Annotated in this window: 13 protein-coding genes; 8 read left to right on the forward strand and 5 right to left on the reverse strand. The window is 63.9% G+C overall.

Annotation, left to right across the window (positions count from 1 at the left end):
• Window positions 1–122 precede the first annotated feature (122 nt).
• A complete protein-coding gene (locus IEY63_RS19650) occupies window positions 123–674 on the forward strand; it encodes a helix-turn-helix domain-containing protein (protein ID WP_189070700.1) in 552 nt (183 codons plus the stop codon).
• Here the strand turns inward: IEY63_RS19650 and IEY63_RS19655 are convergent.
• Together IEY63_RS19655 and IEY63_RS19660 are read right to left on the reverse strand one after the other, a co-directional pair.
• Window positions 615–857: a hypothetical protein gene (locus IEY63_RS19655; RefSeq protein WP_189070701.1), complete on the reverse strand. Its 243-nt coding sequence runs from the start codon at window positions 855–857 to the stop codon at window positions 615–617. The genes IEY63_RS19650 and IEY63_RS19655 overlap by 60 nt on opposite strands.
• Before the next feature lie 219 nt (window positions 858–1076).
• Window positions 1077–2645 (reverse strand): hypothetical protein, encoded by a 1569-nt coding sequence (locus IEY63_RS19660; protein WP_189070702.1) that lies wholly within the window; start codon window positions 2643–2645, stop codon window positions 1077–1079.
• Between the two features lie 124 nt (window positions 2646–2769).
• Here IEY63_RS19660 and IEY63_RS19665 point away from each other — a divergent pair, with 124 nt between their 5' ends.
• From IEY63_RS19665 to IEY63_RS19675, 3 genes are all read left to right on the forward strand, one after another.
• On the forward strand, window positions 2770–3171 hold the full coding sequence (locus tag IEY63_RS19665) for a hypothetical protein (RefSeq protein ID WP_189070703.1): 402 nt from the start codon (window positions 2770–2772) through the stop codon (window positions 3169–3171).
• 136 nt (window positions 3172–3307) lie between these two features.
• The gene (locus IEY63_RS19670) at window positions 3308–3685 is read left to right on the forward strand and encodes a hypothetical protein (protein ID WP_189070704.1); all 378 of its coding nucleotides are present in this window, start codon (window positions 3308–3310) and stop codon (window positions 3683–3685) included.
• Window positions 3682–3921: a hypothetical protein gene (locus tag IEY63_RS19675; RefSeq protein ID WP_189070705.1), complete on the forward strand. Its 240-nt coding sequence runs from the start codon at window positions 3682–3684 to the stop codon at window positions 3919–3921. The genes IEY63_RS19670 and IEY63_RS19675 overlap by 4 nt, the downstream gene beginning before the upstream one ends.
• A 281-nt stretch (window positions 3922–4202) precedes the next feature.
• On the opposite strand, the gene IEY63_RS19680 is transcribed toward IEY63_RS19675, so the two are convergent.
• The 3 genes from IEY63_RS19680 to IEY63_RS19690 all read right to left on the reverse strand — a co-directional run bounded on the left by IEY63_RS19680 (window position 4203) and on the right by IEY63_RS19690 (window position 9539).
• Window positions 4203–4907, reverse strand: coding sequence for a hypothetical protein (locus IEY63_RS19680; RefSeq protein ID WP_189070706.1), 705 nt, complete (start codon window positions 4905–4907; stop codon window positions 4203–4205).
• Window positions 4908–4993: 86 nt separating this feature from the next.
• Window positions 4994–7693 (reverse strand): restriction endonuclease, encoded by a 2700-nt coding sequence (locus tag IEY63_RS19685; protein WP_189070707.1) that lies wholly within the window; start codon window positions 7691–7693, stop codon window positions 4994–4996.
• A 4-nt stretch (window positions 7694–7697) separates the two neighbouring features.
• The gene (locus IEY63_RS19690; protein ID WP_189070708.1) at window positions 7698–9539 is read right to left on the reverse strand and encodes a site-specific DNA-methyltransferase; all 1842 of its coding nucleotides are present in this window, start codon (window positions 9537–9539) and stop codon (window positions 7698–7700) included.
• A gap of 828 nt (window positions 9540–10367) precedes the next feature.
• Between IEY63_RS19690 and IEY63_RS19695 the strand changes: the two genes are divergently transcribed.
• From IEY63_RS19695 to IEY63_RS19710, 4 genes are all read left to right on the forward strand, one after another.
• On the forward strand, window positions 10368–10943 hold the full coding sequence (locus tag IEY63_RS19695; protein WP_189070709.1) for a hypothetical protein: 576 nt from the start codon (window positions 10368–10370) through the stop codon (window positions 10941–10943).
• A gap of 99 nt (window positions 10944–11042) precedes the next feature.
• Complete coding sequence (locus tag IEY63_RS19700; RefSeq protein WP_189070710.1) at window positions 11043–11462, forward strand: DMP19 family protein; 420 nt, start codon at window positions 11043–11045, stop codon at window positions 11460–11462.
• Between the two features lie 136 nt (window positions 11463–11598).
• Window positions 11599–12051, forward strand: coding sequence for a hypothetical protein (locus tag IEY63_RS19705; protein WP_189070711.1), 453 nt, complete (start codon window positions 11599–11601; stop codon window positions 12049–12051).
• 526 nt (window positions 12052–12577) lie between these two features.
• A complete protein-coding gene (locus tag IEY63_RS19710) occupies window positions 12578–13399 on the forward strand; it encodes a hypothetical protein (protein ID WP_189070712.1) in 822 nt (273 codons plus the stop codon).
• Window positions 13400–13479: the final 80 nt, after the last annotated feature.

Consider the following 13479-nt stretch of genomic DNA (forward strand, 5'->3'; position numbering starts at 1 on the left):
GGGGGAAGTCTACCCCCAGAAACAGGAGAAAGTTGACACTTCTGCACGCGGCACACACACTGTGTGCACACGGTGTCCCACGACGCTGTTCCGGTGCCAGGGCGCGCCCGCGAGGTTGTTTTATGCCGAAAAGTGCGCGATATCGAAATAGAGGGGCAGTCACGCAACGCCCCGCTGTCATTGCAAATGGGGTAGACCGGGGCCAGGCTTTACGCCACTGGCTCGATCTGCACAAGATGTCGATCAGCGCGTTCGCCGAAGCGATGGGTATCCACAGATCCACACTGAACGACTACCTCTCTGGCACCATCGATATCGCCTCTATCTCCCCGAAACGCGCCGCCGCGATGATTCTGGCTATGGGCGTCTACGACAAAGACGCCTGGGAGATCCTTGGGTTGGAGGGTGAGGCGCGCGAATCGTTCAAGACGTACCGTCCGGCGCCAGCTGGCCATGGCCCCAGCCAGTCGACCGACGAACCGATCACCCTGCCGACCCCACTGCTGGGCGAGCAGCCGCTCCCGGCCGGGGCAAAAATTTACCTGGACCCTGCCGCAACCGACAAGGTCCAGGTCATTCGATTGGAAGATGGGCGGTACTACAGCGTGACGGCCCTACTCCTCCAGCGTGCCGGTGGGATTCACCTGGGCGGCCTCGTGCGCGTGGATTTCTAACTGCTCAGCGCGGAACGCGACCATGCGCGTGGATCGGATGTAGTGCTCCGCCTGATCGCGGTGCTGCTCGGTCTCGAACTCAGCAGTGATTGACTCTGCACCATAAAGACGACGAAAGAAAAAACGTTGCGCCAGATCATCCGCCTCAGCGGGGGTGAGCGGCGTCAGCAGGGTAAATGGCATGAGTCACCTCGTACTGCACTTTAGGTGCTCTGCCAACAGGGCGCGTACCAAGCGCGTACCAAACAGGCGGTCAGTAACAGCGTGGGCAGTCGTCCTGAGTGGTCACCGTCCCTGAACCCACGATGGGCTGAGTGCAATCACTGATGATAAGGACTCGTGCTGCGGTCGCAAAACCCGAGAAAGCCAGCATCGCGACGGTGAGGGACATCCGTATGGTTTTCACATCTCAGAGTAAGAATTCTCAAGCTCATTTGCAAACACAGATTGCGCGTCCGGCGTGAGGAGCCCCCAGAGATGCCGGTACGTTTTTGCCCATGCCGCCGCGCTGGGATGGCCGTCCTCCACAGCGCCCCCGTGCAGCAATTCCGCGTACCGCAGTGAAACGCCGATATTGACCACGCCGGGAAAGCCCCGCAGCGCCTCCAGCAATCGACCCTTTTCCGACCGGCTGATCTCGATCTTCTCCTTGTGCCGGGCACCTTCCAGCACGAGGGCCCGGCCGGTCCGACCCGGCAGCTTGATCCGGTGAGGTCCTTCGATGACCGCCTGGCCCACCAACAGAGGCAGTTGGGCGAGGCCGGTGAATACCTCGGAGAACGGCCCGAGCGCCATGGTGACGTACAGGGCCGGGTCCGTTCTGAGGACCTCGTCGGCGACGAATCCGGCGTGTCTCAACCTCATCATGGCGCCGGAGAGTTCGACGAGGGCCTGATGAGCACTTTTCGCCTGCCGGTCCTCAAGTGCCGCGACGGCGCGGTACACACTCCACAGGACAGCCTGGGCTGGGGTGTTGGGCCGGGTCGGCCCCAGGATGGCCAGCACCGTATCGGACATGCCCTTGACGTTCAGCAGGCTCCGGCCTTCGATGATCCTGGCGTACCCCTCGAAGGGTCGGCCGCGCAGATCCCGTAGCTTCACACCAGCACACTGCTTGGCTTCGCGGTACGCCTCGGCCAGCCGGTGGTAGGGCAGGGCTGGATCGATCAGGGGATCATCCGCCAGCCGGGCAGGGGGCAGGTGCATCAGCGCGTGCAGGAATTCCCGCTGGGCGGCGTCTTGCGGGCCGTCGAGGGTTGGCATGCCGAGGGAGCGTAGGGCGTCTTCCGGCGCGCCCAGTTCCAGCAGTGCCTGCGCCCGGAGGCGCTGCGCCCAGCGCTGTGTGCGGTCAGAGAGGTCGGGCTGCATCATCAAGGCGTCGAGGCTGGGCAGGTCGAGGTCGCCGATGTGCTCCCGCGCGCGGTGCCAGTCGAACTGCATGGCCTGAACGCGCCGCCTGGTGCCGAGCGCGCGGCCGAGCGTGATGGCCGCGCGCAGGTGCTCGAGCGCTAGGTGCGGCCGGTCGAGGTTGAGCGCCGCAATGCCGATCATTGCGTGGGCGCGACTGGCGTCCTCCAACTCCAGCGCGTCGATACCGATCGGATCGGGCGTGGCCTTCAGCACCTCCTCGTAGGCGCGCTGCTCAATCCGGATCATTAAGCGCGTGCCGCGGGTGGGGACGGTCAGCAGCTGATCGAGTTCGTCCTCAAGCTGAAGCAGGGGATAGCTCGGGTCGTGCGCGAACAGGATCTGCACGCGGCGCAGTCGACCGAGTTCCGTGGTGGGCGCGACGGCCAGTGCGGCGAGACTCTCTGCGCGATCGCTCAGAAGGTCGTCGAACTGAGCTGGATTGTGCAGGGCATCCAGGAGCACGTCTTCGCCATTTTGCCGGACTGAGCGACTCCTTTCCGCGCAAATGTGTTTTGACGTTCGGTCATTCACAATAATGTCTGGTGAGCCGTCAGTGGGCATGCGCGCATTGTATGCATAATTTGCACACTGTGTCGGGCTACCGTACACTGTGTGCAAGCCAAAAGGCGTCCCCCACTCCATCCGCCGGCTAGCGAAATCAGGGAGTGGGGGAAACGGAGACAGGATGCACCACGCAGACCCCGCGCGCAAGGTCACGCCAACGCTCATCCCCACAGAGCAGCTTCCCACCGGTGCCCTCACCGGCGTGCTGATTGGCGGCGTCGCCGTCTACCGCACGAGTAGCACCTGGGTCGTCGACCCGGCCCACACCGCCGCCGCCTTCGCCCAGATCCGCGCGGATCTGCCCGCGCAGGACGGCGAGCACGTGCGCAGCGGCTACCTCGGCGCCGCCCGCTACAGCGGCCTGTTCACCGACCGGCAGGCCAACGCGCTGAGCGCCTACCTGCGCCCCCTGGTCGCCGCCGCCCGCCGCGCCACCCGGCCCGCCCGCGACGCCAAACGCCAGGCCCGCGCCGACCGCGCCCAGATCCTCGTCGATACCGCCTTCCCCGACCGGTGCGCGTGACCGCGCCGCTGCTCGGCAGCGGGTGGAACCCCACCGTCTGGTGCACCAACCCCCGCTGCCGCCGCCCCATCAGTCCCGACCTCACCCGCTGCCCGCACTGCCACGCCCAGCAGTCCCCCCGACAAGGAGCCCCGCGATGACGCACGCCCAGCCCGTCCAAGCCACCCCCGCCCTCCGCCTCACCGAGCTGACCCACAAGGCGCCAGCTAATACGACACCGGTCTGCGACGGCTGCCAGGTGGAGCCCGTCACGCACCCCGGCTACTGCGCCCGCTGCCGCCCCCTCACCAAGAGCGGCCAGGGCCTCGGCCGGGGCGCGATCGGCATCATCCTGGTCATGATCAGCAGCGGCGCCGAACCGCTCGCACTCGCGCTGCTCGGGATGCTGATCGGGGTCCTGCTGATGTCCTGGGGGGCCGCGCGCCTCGACGGCGTGCGCACCCCCGACCTGCTCGCCGCCCTCGCCGAGCAGCTCATCCTGCTCGCCGCCCGCGTCAAGGCCAGCAGCCTGTGAGCCGCCAGCAGGTCACCCACCGCGAGGCCACCGGCCTGATCCGCGCCCGCGCGCGCGCCCTGCAGCGCCCGCTGAGCACCCTGCGCGCCCAGGCGCAGGGCGGCGGCCTGATCACCCCCAGCGGCTACCTCACCCACTGCGGCGCCACGTACGACCTCACGCCCACCTGCGCCTGCGTGCGCCGCTGCACGCCAGAACTGCACTGCCGCGCCTGCCGCGGCACGGGGCAAGCGTGAGGGTCTGACCCGCAACGCCGAGCGCGTCGCGGCCCTGCTGGGCCGCACGCCCGGCCAGCCCTACACCGCCACCGAACTCAGCGAAGCCCTGGGCGGCCTCACCCGCGCGCAGTGCCGGTCCGCCGCGCAGCACCTGGTCCGCAGCGGCGCCGCACAGCAGCGCGTCAGCACCCGCGCCGCGGTCCGCCGACGCAGCGCGGAATACCTCGTGCCGGCTGTGCCTGCCCCCGAGGTGCCCCGTGACGCCTGCCCTGCCGCGAACAAGCCGTCACACGCTCGGTTCAGGTGAGGTGTGCCACGCCCGCCAGGCCGCGCTCCGTCCACCAGACCTCAATCCACGGTTCGCTCCGCTCAAAGGTCGTGAGCAGGAGCCGCTCCCCTCGGCTCTCCCGTGTGTCCCACGCTTCGTCCGGCCAGCCCCAGGCCCAACCCCCCAGCTGCGCGGTCACTCCGCCTGCCCACAGAGGGTGCGCGGACCGCAAGCGCTGATCCAGTCCGTCGAGTGTGGGATGCCGGTACGCGCCGATATCACTCCTGGCCAGCAGGGCTGCAGGGGTCTCGCCAAGAAGCTCCGCCATCCACGCCTGCAGTGCAGGCGTGCCAGAGCGGAACAGGGCATTGATGTGAGGCAATTCGATCCCTGGGTGAGCGTAGAGTGGCGTCCCGCCACTCATGTCGAGGGTTGCCTCAGGATTGTGCAGGAGAAGCGGCTCCACACTTTGCTCGTAAAGGCTCAGGCAGCCTGGGAGTGGCACGGGCAGCCGTCGCGCATCAATGCTGAGCCAATGGTCGAAAAAGGCGCCGTCCTCGAGGTCGTCCTCATCCGTGACGACCAATTCGGGCGGGAGAGGCACGCTCGGCGTCCCGCCCCAGAGGGCGACTGGCGCGCCCTCCCCGGAGGGCCGCAAAAACGTGACGGGGCGGGCCAGCCGCTGGGCTTGTCCCATCACATCGAGATGGGCGGGTAGGGCCAGGTCAGCGGACATGCCCTGAGTGTAGAGGAGCCGCCTTAAGCGGAGCGAGTTGATGGTGTCGTGACTCACCCCTGCGGCCCTGTTCTGTCCTCAGGCGCTTATGTGCTTCCAATGGTAGCAGCGTCCCGCTTAACGGCCTCAGCGGTCAGCGTCTCACCAGACGTTTCCAGCACGAAGGGAACCCCCAGCTCATGAAAGTGCGCGTGGCCGCACTCGATCTTCAAGTTCTCCGAGTTACGGAGTTTGGTCGAGTCCTTGGTGCTCTTGGTTTCGCAGACGAAGTACAGCTTCTCCTGCCCGGCGTCCTCGATCACGACCGCCCAGTCCGGCTCATAGTTGCCCAGCGGCGTGGGCACAACGAACCACTTGGGCAGTTTCACGAACAGCTTCACGTCTTCACGCCTATCCAAAGCCTGAGCGAATTGCAGCTCAACAGTGGAATCGTATGCGACAGCATCGTAGATTCCGTGTTGAACGTCCAGCGTCTTGCTGAGGTACGTTTCCAACTCGCCGCTCTCGAACTGCGTCATGTCGTAGTTCTCACCGATGCGCTCGTATTTGATGCCGTCCACCATTGCCCCCTGCAGGACGTACTTGATGCTGTGCAGGGCCATGTCCAAAAACTTCTGCGGGTTGAGCCTGAAGCTGTCCATGCGCCCGCTCTTTTCTAGAACGCTCACCAGCGTTGAACGGGTCAACTCCGTTTCGCGCTGCAGGTGACCTAGAACGTCCGGCATGAAGGGCGTGTAGCCTCGAATGGACGCCTCACCGCTACCGGTCAACGTCACTGAGCCGCCGTCCTTGAACGTGTCAATGCGACCCCGCTGCACACTGTAAGCGGGCGCATGAACAGCAGGTAGTTTGCGAATCTGCTCGGCGGCCTCCTCGATGAACTTCGGGGTGTTGAAGTTGACCTTGTAGCGCGTCTTGGGCTTAATTCGTTCCCACAGCGCCTGAAAGTCCTCGTCCAGCAGCACTTCTTTTTTGAACTTGATGGTGCGCCGCTCGCGGGCGTTCTTGGTGATTTCCCTGGTCGCCTTCTCGCCCGTGTCAGCCTCAATTTCCTGCTGCAAAGCCCCAGCAAAATCCTTGTAGGACTCGTTAGCGACGATCAGTAGGCGGTTCACCTGCTCATCAGTCGAACGCTCGCCGTTCTCACGCACCGGCAGCCGCAGCCCACGCCCGATCTCCTGACGCTTCTTCACGTCAGAGCGGCTCTCGTTCAGGGTGCAGATCTGAAACACATTGGGGTTGTCCCAGCCCTCGCGCAGAGCCGAGTGCGAGAAAATGAAGCGCAGAGGTTCGTCCAGAGACAGGAGCTTTTCCTTGTCCTGCATGATCTTCTCGTAGGCGTCTGCGTCTGCCTGCGAGTCGCCGCGCGTGTCCTTGGCGTTGCCGCTACGATCCTCCGCAAAGTACCCAGCGTGTACCTGATCAAGCGCGGGAAGCTTGAGTCCCCTAAAGCGCTCCTCCTGGCTCAGCTCGGTGTAAGCCTGCTCGAAAAACCGCTTGATCTTGGCATCCTCGCCCCGGTAGTTCGCCACGCGGTCAATGAAGAACAAAGACAGCACTTTCAGACGCTCTCCGGCGGGTAGCCGTGACAGGCGCAACTCGCGGCGCAGATGCTCGCGCACCGTCTCGAAGATCTGCGCCCGCATCAGGTCGTCCGGGTTCACGCCAATGGTCTGACCCGGCACCAGAAACTGACCGTTGCCGAACTCGATGCCGTCGTCTACAGAGATGTCCGTCACCGTAAAATCACGGTACACCTCGCGTCCACCAGACAATGCGAATAGGTCACTGTCCTTGCCGATAGTGACCGCCCTGCGCTTGATGCCAGGACTTCCCTTCAGATTTGCCCAGGTATCGATCTCCACCTTCGCCTTGACGGTGGCTTTGCCGGGCGTGACCGACACCAGCTTGATGTAAGGCTTGTTGAAATCCTCGGCGTCCAGCACGGACAGCACTTCAATCTGTTTGACCAGCCTCAGGTCATAGGCCTGCACCGGCCCCAGCTTATAGACGGTGTTGAAGGCTGTGCGGTGGGTCGCGGAATAGCGCATCAGCGCCGACGGGCGCATGCGGGCCAGACCGCGCCGGGCCTGATCACCCTCGAAGTTCTGCGGCTCGTCCACGATGACTACTGGACGCACCGCCTGAATAAAGTCGATGGGTGCCAGACCATTCAGATTGTCGTCCTGCCGGTACAGCAGGTTGCTGTCCTTGTCGAAGGCCGACACGTTGATAATCAGGATTTGAATGTCGCGGCTGCTGGCGAACTGCCGGAGTCTGGACACCTGGCGGGAGTCGTAAATCCAGAAATCCACCGGCACGGCCCCATACAGCAGCTTGAAGTGATCTTCGGTCAGGCGCAGGCTGGATAGGACACCTTCGCGGATGGCGATGGACGGCACGGCAATCACGAACTTGGTGAGGCCGTACTGCTTGTTGAGCTCGTAGATCGTCCGCAGATAGACGTAGGTTTTGCCCGTCCCTGTCTCCATTTCCACATTCAGGTTGAGTGTGACAGGCGGCTCGCCCTCAGTGACTGTCTCTATCAGAGCCTCACTCTGCGGCAGACCGTTCCGCTCCTGCACGGCCTGAATATTGGCGAGCAGGTCTTCTCCGGTCAGCGTAACCACGTTCCGCACACTGGGCAGCTCGAACAGCGCGTCGTCCGTGAGGGGAGCGCCCTGGTCCGACACTCCCGTCAACTGCCCTGCAAACACGTCCACGACGCTCTGCACAGCGTCCAATTGGTAGGTCTGGTTGGGGTCAAACTTGATCTTGACGGTCACTGCCTCACACCGTCCTGAACTGAATGCCGTGGTCGCGCATCTCGGAGACGATGTTCATCTTGACCGCATCGGGGTTTTCGGATTCGAAGGCCACGTCCAGGCACACCACCTGCTCGGGCTTGGGCGAATGGGTGAGCATGGCCCGCAAGGTGCCTTCGTGGATAGGCCGCGCCAGGCAGATCAACAGCTTGCCGCCCTGTACGCTGTACACATGCTGCCCGCCGATCCGCACCACCTCGTACCGGCTGGACAGCGGCAGGCCTGCCCGAAGCAGAATCTCGAACAGTTGATCCTCAGTGCTGCGGCCCTCCAGCACGTTCTGCTGCAAGGCCTTCATCATCTCCATCTGATCTTCGGCGTGGGGGTCGTACTGTTTGAAGTTGCTGGTATCCCAGCGGAAGGCCCGGAAGCCGAGGTCAAGCGCACCTTCCATGCCCAGCGAGCCATTCACGGCTGCCCTCTTGGCCTCTCCTACCTTCCGCACCCGCGCTCGCGTGACGCTAGTGATGGTGGGGTAGTTGGTGTTGTTGAGCGGTTCAGGGAGTTGGATGAGGATAAATCGACGATTGCCCCCATCCTTCATGTTTGCCTCGAATACGGCCTGCCCTGTGGTCCCCGAACCAGCAAAGAAGTCCAACACAATGTCGTCTTGCTTGGTTATTTGCTCAATTATTGTTTGTATTAGCACTACCGGCTTAGGAAAGTCAAAAGCCCTCTCTCCAAAGATTTCAGTTAAATCGCGTGTCCCATTGGTAGTAAAGCCCACCACATCATTGTCGAGAACCGAAGAGAATCCTGTGTTCTCGCGCTGAATATCCGCGAGAAATTTCTTTTCACGTGGCCGCCCCTCTGGTTTTGAGGGAAAGAGGATGCGACCTTCTGAAATCATTTGTCCCATGCGCTCTCGCGACTTTGACCAGCCCCTATTAGGATTTGGTGGATAGCAGATGCCCGTTGCCGGGTCAACAATGTCGTAATGCAGATTCGGACGCTGTTCAGCAGTCGCCAGACCTGAAAGATCAATACTTGCCCAGGGGCCACGGGGGTCATTGTCTGGATTGGTGTATTTGCTCTTATCTATCGATTCGCCCCTGAAAACAGAGCTGTCAGATCTGCCATAGCACAATAAATACTCATGATCAGTCGAAAAATTGTTCTCATTACGGTTATCTGCCCGCTGCCTCCGTTGCCAAATCAGGGTACCAATGTGATTCTCTGGCCCGAAAATCTCATCCATCACTAGGCGCAGGTTCGCTACTTCGTTGTCGTCAATGCTGATGAAAATCACACCGTCGTCGCGGAGCAGGCTTTTTGCCAGTTGCAGCCGGGGGTACATCATGTTGAGCCAGCGGCTATGCAGGCGTCCGCCGCTGCCCTGGTCGGTGGTGGTGGCGTTACCGTCCTCGTCTACCTGTCCACTGAAACGCCGGTAAGCGCGGGCACCGTCCCGGAAATCGTCGGGGTACACGAAGTCATTGCCCGTGTTGTACGGCGGGTCGATGTAAATCAGTTTGACCTGACGGTGATAGGCGTGCTGAAGGAGCTTGAGCACCTCCAGGTTGTCGCCTTCCAGAATCAGGTTCCCGGTGGTGTCGAACTCCAGGCTCTGTGCCCGGTCGGGGCGTAGGGTGGCCGTGGTGCCGTTCTGAAGGGCACGGACAGCATCGGCCCGGCCTGCCCAGGTGAGGCCGAAGCGTTCGCGGCTGGTGTCCACGCTCTCGCCCAGGAGTTCCTGGAGCTTGGGGAGGCTGAGTTTGCCATCGGCGAAGATTTCCGGGAACTGGGTTTTTAGAACCTCCAGCCGCTGCTGGAGCGGATTGGGGCTGATGGTGGGGAGTTTGGTCATGCTGGCAGGCAGTCTAGCGACTTACTCCGAAGTGGCGGCTTGTAAAGCCGCCACGCTAGGCGCTAGGCCCTTATGCAATACGCAGACAACACCCTTCCTGACCTCATAAACAGCGCTGAGCACATGTTGTTGCAACATATGCACGGCGGGGGGTGCCGACCTGAGCAAGAGCTGCGGGGGGCTTGGTGATGGGGCGGCAGAGGTCCATACGGCAACCATCGACAGCCGGAGCGGGAAGACGGCTGAAAGCGGCGGCGTGCGTGGCTTCGATCGCAACAAGAAGGTCAACGAGCGCAAGCTGCACATCCTGGTCGACCCCCTGCGATTGCTCATCCAGGCTGTGAAAAGCCAGTTCCCGACGCTGCGAAAGATCTGGGCGGATCAGGGTACACCGGCTAATTCAAACGCTGGGCCAGCCACGAGCTCAACGTGGATCTTGAGGAGGTGTACCCGTGGTGGCGCCCATTGAAGTGGTACGCCCCGGATCTTTTTGAGGCGCAAGTCATCGGTCCAGAGGCGTTCCACGTGCTGCTCAGACGTTGGGGTGTGGAGGGTTCCTGCGGCTGGATGGGCCGAAACTGTCGGTAAGCCAATGACGTTGAGACGCTCCCGAAACAACAGAGACGTGGTGTTCCCTCGCCACGAGCCGCCTTGTTTTGCGTCGCCTGATGGCCCTTTGATGTCCGTCGAATGAATTCCAAAACGCACTGTGGTGCCCTGCGCACTTGATGTGTAAAAGCTCACGCACTGGTCTGGGTGTGGTTTGTTCTGCCTTGCTGCACACACGGCACACACCACCCTATCCGCATAAATTGACATCATAAGAGTATGGAAACCACCTTCCCTGTTCACGACCGCCACGCCCACGTCCGCACCGCGCTCAGCGACCCGCTGGTCCGCGCCCCCCTGGGCCTGAAGCGGCAGCCCGGCGATCAGGCCCGCGCCAAGCGCCTGCTGCGCGAGGTTCGCGCCGCGTACGCCCTGACGCACCACCACCTCGCGGCGATCTGCACCGTGCAGCCCGCCCATCAGCCCGTGGTCCGCGAGGTCGTCGGCGGGGCGCGCCGGTTCATCCTCGAACAGAACCTGCAGGAGGCTCTGGCGCTGGCCGCGCGGGTGAAGACCCTGCCGCTGACCCGCGCCGGCGTCAAGGCCCGCCTCGAAGCGCTGGACAACGTGGCGGTCGCGCAGGAGGCCGCGGAGATCCTGGACAGCAACCCCATCGCCACGACGCTGCCGGAGCTGATGCGGGAGGTACAGCTGCTCTGCCCCGCGGCCGTGCAGGTGTCGGTCAACTGGACGTCCCAGGCCCCGGTGACGCCGGTGCTGGTGCGCTGGGTGCGCGCCCTCCGGTCCATCGAGCTGCTGGCGGGGGGCGTGCCGATCGGCACGGTCCGGTACTGAGGTTCATCGTGGGGGCGGGCCGGGGGCAGCTGCTGCCCGGCCCGCCCCCACACACGTTCGACACACCACGCATCCCGCATTTAACGGCATCATAAAACCATGATTCCAGCCCTCGAATCCGACCTGCACCGCCTGCTCGTCGCCGCCCGCGACTTCGACTTCAACGCCTGGGTGGACACCCTGCGCCAGCGTGACCGTCACCTGATCGTGCTGCACACCCTGATCGCCTCGGTCGGCAACGGCGGGTTTGCCCAGTGGGTCGGCTGGGGCTACCGCGACCACCAGGAGGCCGTCCTGCGCGTGGCGCTGGCCCGCTTCGCCGAGCACTGCCCCGAGCAGCGCGCGGCCGTGACCGAGATCCTGGCCCTGATCGACCAGACCCACCGCTTCGCCCCGCCCTCGCTCCACCTGCTGTCCGACGATCAGGCCGATGACCTGGCCACGCTCGACGACCGGTTCTATGCCCTCGCCGACCACCTCCGCGCCGCGCTGGGGGAGTACCTGCTGCGCTGGCCGTGACGCCCTAGATGCCAGTTAAAACTCCCGTCTGTGCTCACGTATCGCAGGAACAGCGGACAGCAAGCGACCAGATGCAGGACATAGGCAGGGGGCCTGCACGTTTCTCAACCCATCAGGGTTCATGTCAATCTGCCCTATGGGCACCGATATCCTGGAGCATTACGAGCGCTTTCAGAACGGCCATTGGGAAGCGGTCGATTTCCTTCAACGTGGTGAAGGGCCATCCTCGTCCCGTCTTGCCTTCATTGATCGGAATTACAACTTGTTTGGCATCCTCTCCAACGTTCGTTCGGTTTACACGGTAGCCCCCATCGCCCGTTCCCGCGGTTTGCCGACAGATGTCAGTTCGACTGTTGCCGCGCGCTGGGCCGCCGTCGCGTATGACGATAGCCTCTTCGGCTTGTCCTGGGTCGGGCTGGATGAACTGCTGGCCTTTGATTGGGAGCAGACCATCTCCAGTGAACTCAAAGAGTATCCACCGCTGATCTGTCGAGAGGCTGCAGGACGCTTTTATCAGGACACGCTGCCGTACCTCCGGGCACAGGTCGATGATCCAGCACATCTTCGAATCGTGTTCTGGTTTGGTTGAGCAGGGTCACGTTAGACCCTCAGCATGGTTGGCCAACAGAAAAACGTGAGGCGTAGAGCATGCCAGGACGAAGGTGAGGGGCGTCAAGCGGAACCGCGGACCGCAGCGCGATCTGCAAGACATCGTGCGGGTGTCGGCTCCGGGTTTTCATCGCAGAAATACCTTACTGGAGCCGACTTTTTTCATGTCCTCACGAGTGTTGAAGGGTAGTCAGAACGCCTCCCCTCATCCGCACCGGCCCGACCTTCTGGGGTGGGCCGGTGTCCTGTTGCCCCACACGCCTCATGCGCAGGGCATGGTGCCCCTGCGGCGTTCCAGGGGCGACTGTTAGGCGCGGGGTGGTCTGGCGGGCCCTTTCCGGCCCTGCGGCGCGCGTTGTGGTCTCCGGCGCCCCTGCCGCGGTCCCCGACAGGGGCGTGCCCACACATCATTCCGGACCTGCAACGGGGAAAGCGTGCACGGCAGCGGCTTTTTGCCACACACGTTTGCCACACCACGCCCCCGCATATTCTGACATCATAGATCTATGAACGAAGCCATCAAGACCGCCCTCGCCGAAGCCCTCACCGCCGTTGAAGAAGCCGAAACCGCCGCCCAGGCTGGCCAGTTCGACGAAGCCCGCGCCCTGCTCGACGTGGTCGAGGCCGGACTGAGCGCTGGCGAGACCCGCAACCCCGCCCTGATGAACCGCCGCCTGAAGATCATCCGCACCCAGGCCCGCGTCGAGGCCCTGCTGCCCGCCGCCGAGCCCACCACCGCCCCCGTGGTCGAGGCCGCCCAGCCCGAAGCGGAAACGCCCGTGCAGGACGCCGCCCAGCCCGGCGCCACCGACGAGGCCGAGCCCGCCGCCGAGCAGGACGCCGAGCCCGCCCCCGCGCCGGTCGTGCTGCCCGAGCTGCCCCCCGTCGCCCAGGCCGACGCCCCCGCCAAGGTCCGCGGCGTGGCCCCCGCGCACGTCCTGCCGGACGACGGCTGGGACCGCGTCGCAGCGGCGCTGCGCGCCCAGGGCACCGACGTGGAGGCCTGTGAGGCCGACGCGGCCCGCCACAAGCGCCTGCAGGGCGAGGCTGAGGAGAAGCGCGACAGCTGGCGCGCCCGCGTCGAGGAGCGGTTCGCCCTGCAGGCCCAGCTGGAGGTGTGCGCCCTGCGCGGCGACTACGCCGGGGCGAACGCCGCGTGGGACCGCCTGTTCGATGTCGTGACCGCGATCCGCAGCCGCGAGGGGGCCGCGCGCCGCCGTGGGCTGCCCGAGGCCGCCGATATGCGCCCGGTGTTCGAGGCGGCCAACGAGGACAGCAAGCAGGTCCGCGTGTGGGCGCGCGGCCCGAAGGGCACCGCTGCGGCCTGAGCCTCTCCCCTGCCCCTGCGCCCCGGTCCGGCGCGGGGGTTTTTCGCGGCCCACACACGCTTGACACACTAAACTGTCCG

Origin of the sequence: Deinococcus radiotolerans (genome assembly GCF_014647435.1) — a bacterium.
Taxonomy (GTDB): Bacteria; Deinococcota; Deinococci; order Deinococcales; family Deinococcaceae; genus Deinococcus; species Deinococcus radiotolerans.

What these genes read in the sequence shown, in the direction of transcription:
- IEY63_RS19650 (WP_189070700.1), top strand. Translation starts at nt 123, where the DNA reads ATGCCGAAAAGTGCGCGATATCGAAATAGAGGGGCAGTCACGCAACGC.
- IEY63_RS19655 (WP_189070701.1), bottom strand. Translation starts at nt 857, where the DNA reads ATGCCATTTACCCTGCTGACGCCGCTCACCCCCGCTGAGGCGGATGAT.
- IEY63_RS19660 (WP_189070702.1), bottom strand. Translation starts at nt 2,645, where the DNA reads ATGCCCACTGACGGCTCACCAGACATTATTGTGAATGACCGAACGTCA.
- IEY63_RS19665 (WP_189070703.1), top strand. Translation starts at nt 2,770, where the DNA reads ATGCACCACGCAGACCCCGCGCGCAAGGTCACGCCAACGCTCATCCCC.
- IEY63_RS19670 (WP_189070704.1), top strand. Translation starts at nt 3,308, where the DNA reads ATGACGCACGCCCAGCCCGTCCAAGCCACCCCCGCCCTCCGCCTCACC.
- IEY63_RS19680 (WP_189070706.1), bottom strand. Translation starts at nt 4,907, where the DNA reads ATGTCCGCTGACCTGGCCCTACCCGCCCATCTCGATGTGATGGGACAA.
- IEY63_RS19690 (WP_189070708.1), bottom strand. Translation starts at nt 9,539, where the DNA reads ATGACCAAACTCCCCACCATCAGCCCCAATCCGCTCCAGCAGCGGCTG.
- IEY63_RS19695 (WP_189070709.1), top strand. Translation starts at nt 10,368, where the DNA reads ATGGAAACCACCTTCCCTGTTCACGACCGCCACGCCCACGTCCGCACC.
- IEY63_RS19700 (WP_189070710.1), top strand. Translation starts at nt 11,043, where the DNA reads ATGATTCCAGCCCTCGAATCCGACCTGCACCGCCTGCTCGTCGCCGCC.
- IEY63_RS19705 (WP_189070711.1), top strand. Translation starts at nt 11,599, where the DNA reads ATGGGCACCGATATCCTGGAGCATTACGAGCGCTTTCAGAACGGCCAT.
- IEY63_RS19710 (WP_189070712.1), top strand. Translation starts at nt 12,578, where the DNA reads ATGAACGAAGCCATCAAGACCGCCCTCGCCGAAGCCCTCACCGCCGTT.